The organism is Burkholderia sp. LMU1-1-1.1 (assembly GCF_040675865.1).
Taxonomy (GTDB): Bacteria; Pseudomonadota; Gammaproteobacteria; order Burkholderiales; family Burkholderiaceae_D; genus Rugamonas.
Genome location: NZ_JBEGHG010000070.1, coordinates 1 through 261, shown reverse-complemented (window position 1 = coordinate 261; position 261 = coordinate 1). Strand labels below are relative to the sequence as shown.

General features: G+C 76.6%; 1 protein-coding gene. It reads right to left on the bottom strand.

The genetic code is table 11. The features are described from left to right. On the bottom strand, nucleotides 1-261 hold a 261-nt coding region (locus MRBLMU1_RS29565), incomplete at both ends, for an Ig-like domain-containing protein (protein ID WP_363509639.1).

Here is a 261-nt window from a genome sequence, read left to right as displayed (position 1 = left end):
CGGACGCGGCGTCGAGCACCGGGGCGCCCGGGGCGCCCGGCGCGGCGCGGTCGATGGTCACCACCAGCGGCGCCGACGGCGCCGAGATGTTGCCGGCCAGGTCGACGGTGCGGGCCGTCAGCGTGTGTGCGCCATCGGCCAGCGCGGCGCTGGCGATGCTCCAGACCCCGGTGCTGGCGTCGCTGGTGGCGCTGCCGACCAGGGTGTCGCCGTCATACAGCTGCACGGTGATGCCGGCCTCCGCGCTGCCGGTGATGGTGG